At 72.3% G+C, this 3,406-nt stretch carries 1 protein-coding gene and 1 tRNA gene; both read right to left on the bottom strand.

Annotated elements, in window-relative coordinates:
• Position 1: 1 nt before the first annotated feature.
• Positions 2–76, bottom strand: a tRNA-Asp gene (locus tag AAHZ94_RS30980).
• A gap of 576 nt (positions 77–652) precedes the next feature.
• On the bottom strand, positions 653–3,406 hold a 2,754-nt coding region (gene hrpA, locus AAHZ94_RS30985; protein WP_349997042.1), incomplete at its 5' end, for an ATP-dependent RNA helicase HrpA.

Genomic DNA, 3,406 nt, shown 5'->3' on the forward strand with positions numbered 1-3,406 from the left:
GCGGTCCTGACGGGATTTGAACCCGCGGCCTCCACCTTGACAGGGTGGCGAGCACTCCAAACTGCTCCACAGGACCATCTCTTCGCGCCGTTTCGCGGTGGACCCGGCTGCGAGAAGAGACTCTACAGCAGGTCAGGGGGTGGGGTCGAACCGCGTTCCCGACCCACCCAACAGCCACCCCACGCACACCCGCGCGCGAGGGCGCGCGCTGCCCCCGGGCACGCGGGGACGGCCGCTCGTCCCGTGCCCCGCGCGAGGGTGGGGGCTGCTCCCCGCACGCGCGCAGATCGCTCCTCGTTCGACGCCCCGCGTGCGAGGGAGGGTGCCCCCGACGGCCACCGGCCCCGTACGCGTACGACACCGTGCGCGGGCCGAGGCGGCTCGTACGGCGAACCCCCGGCGCAAGGCCACCCAGCGGCAGCCCCGAGCGGCCCGCTGCGCCCCGATGCGCGGTCCGCGTACGGGCCGGACGCCGCCGCGGCCCCACCAGGCGCCCCGGCGGCGGCCCACTCCAGAGTCCTCAGGGCCCCCAGGGTCCCAGCCCCACTCGTGCGTACGGACACCGGACGTACGGACACCGGGCATACGGACAAGGGCCCCGCCGCGGCCGGTGCGCGGGGCTGCGGGGCCCTGGTGGGGCGCGGGGGCGGGGTTACGGGGCCGCTGCGTCTACCGCCTTGACGATGCGCTTGTCGGAGATGGGGTAGGCGGTGCCGAGGGCGTGGGCGAAGTAGCTGACCCGGAGTTCCTCGATCATCCAGCGGATCTCCTGGGCCTCCTTGGGGACCGGGCGGCCGGGGTGCTTGATGGCGAGCTGTTCCAGCAGCCAGAGGTATTCGTCGCGCATCTCGTGCACCTTCGTCATGCGGGTGCGGTCCCGCTCGGCGTGGTGCGGCAGTTGCTGGAGCCGGCGGTCGACGGCGACCAGGTAGCGCATCACGTCCGGCAGCCTCCGCACCCCGTGCTTGGTGACGAAACCCGGCTTGATCAGCGCGCCGAGCTGTTCCCTGACGTCGGCCAGCGACGGGGCGAGGACCGGGCTCGTGGTGGCCCGCAGCCGGCGCTCGCACGCCTGCCAGGCCGCCAGTACCTCGCGCACCTTGCGCACCGCGTCCATCGTCGCGTCGATCGCATCGGCCCGTACGGCGTCGAAGAGTTTGCGGAAGGACTCCTCGTCCCAGGCCGGGCCGCCGCGGGCGGCGACCAGTCGGTCGATGGCCGCCGACACGCAGTCGTCGAAGAGCGCCTGCACGCTGCCGTGCGGGGAGCGGGAGAGCGCCAGCTTCGCGGCGTTGTCCAGCTTGCCCTGTGCGAACTTGGCGGGGTTCGACGGCAGGTTGAGCAGGATCAGCCGGCGGGTGCCGGCCCACATCGCGCGCTCCTGCTCCGGCTCGGAGTCGAAGAGCCGGACCGCCACCGACGCGCCCTCGTCCACCAGCGCCGGGTACGCCTTGACGGGCTGGCCGCCGCGCCGGGTCTCGAAGGTGCGCGGCAGTGTGCCGACCGTCCAGGAGGTCAGGCCCGAGCGCTGCTCGATGCCCGCGCTCTCCTTCGAGGTCGCGAAGACCTTGCTGATCGCGGCCTGCGTCTTGGGTTGCAGGCTGGCCTTCAGGGCCACCAGGTCCTTGTCCTCGGCGAGCTTGTGGCGCCGCTCGTCCACCACCCGGAAGGTGATCTTCAGATGGTCGGGGACCTTCGTCTGGTCCCAGTCCGCCGGGTCGATCTTGATGCCGACCATGCGCTGGAGCTCCCGGCCGAGCGCGTCGGCCAGGCTGCCCTGCGCCGCGCCGCCGCCGCTGCGCCCCGCGGTCGGCGTGACCCGCTCAAGGAAGCGGCGCGCGAAGTCGGGCGCGGGCACGTAGTTGCGGCGGATCGGCTTGGGCAGCGAGCGGATCAGCTCGGTCACCAGGTCCTGCCGCAGGCCCGGGATCTGCCAGTCGAAGCCGTCGGCGGTGACCTGGTTGAGCACCTGGAGCGGTACGTGCACGGTCACGCCGTCCGCGTCCGCACCCGGCTCGAACTGGTAGGTCACCCGGAACTTCAGCCGCCCCTGCCACCAGGTGTCCGGATAGGCGTCCTTGCTGACGCCCTGCGCCTGCTCGTTGATGAGCATGGACTTCTCGAAGCTGAGCAACTCCGGTTCGTCCCGGCGCTTGTGCTTCCACCAGGAGTCGAAGTGCGCGCCGGAGACGACGTGTTCGGGCACCCGCTGGTCGTAGAAGTCGAACAGCGTCTCGTCGTCGACCAGGATGTCGCGCCGGCGGGCCCGGTGCTCCAGCTCCTCGACCTCGCCGAGCAACTTGCGGTTGTCGTGGAAGAACTGGTGATGGGTGCGCCAGTCGCCCTCCACCAGGGCGTTGCGGATGAACAGGTCGCGGCTGGTGACCGGGTCGATCCTGCCGAAGTTGACCTTGCGCTGGGCGACGATGGGCACCCCGTACAGCGTCACCCGCTCGTACGCCATGACCGCGGCCTGCTTCTGCTCCCAGTGCGGTTCGCTGTACGTGCGCTTGACCAGGTGCTGGGCGAGCGGTTCGACCCACTCCGGCTCGATCTTGGCGTTCACCCGGGCCCACAGCCGGGAGGTCTCCACCAGTTCGGCCGACATGATCCACCGCGGCGGCTTCTTGAACAGCGCGGAGCCCGGGAAGACCGCGAACTTGGCGTTCCGCGCGCCCAGGTAGTCGCCCTTGCCCGCGGGTTTGCCGGCCGGTTTGCCCTGGCCCTTCTGGCCGGCCTTCGCGGCGTCCTCGGCGATCTCCTTGAGTCCGATGTGCGACAGCAGACCGGCCAGCAGCGCCTGGTGCACCTGGTCGGCCGGGATCTCGGTGTCGGTGGCCGACACCTCGATGTCCATCGACTTGGCGACCGTACGCAACTGGCTGTAGATGTCCTGCCATTCGCGTATCCGCAGGTAGTTCAGGAATTCCGAGCGGCACATGCGGCGGAAGGCGGAGGAGGACAGCGCCTTCTGCTGGTCCCGTACGTACCGCCACAGGTTGAGCAGCGCCAGGAAGTCGCTCGTCTCGTCCTTGAACCTGGCGTGCTGCTGGTCGGCCTGCATCTGCTTGTCGACCGGGCGTTCGCGCGGGTCCTGGATGGAGAGCGCGGCGGCGATCACGATCACCTCGCGCACGCAGCCGCTGCGCTCGGCCGCCAGGATCATCCGGGCGAGCCGCGGATCGACCGGGAACTGGGCGAGTTTGCGGCCGAGCGTGGTCAGTCGCTGGCCGCGGCCCTTGCGGCCGGCGCCCTGCGCGCCCGACCCGCGGCGGGGCGGCCGGGGGGGGGGGGGGGGGGCGCCCCCCGGGGCGCGCCGGCCCCGCGCCCGCCCGGGGGGGGGGGGGGGGGGGGGGGGGGGGGGGGGGGGGGGGGGGGGGGGGGGGGGGGGGGGGGGGGGGGGGGG

This window comes from Streptomyces sp. HSW2009 (assembly GCF_040240285.1).
GTDB lineage: Bacteria > Actinomycetota > Actinomycetes > Streptomycetales > Streptomycetaceae > Streptomyces.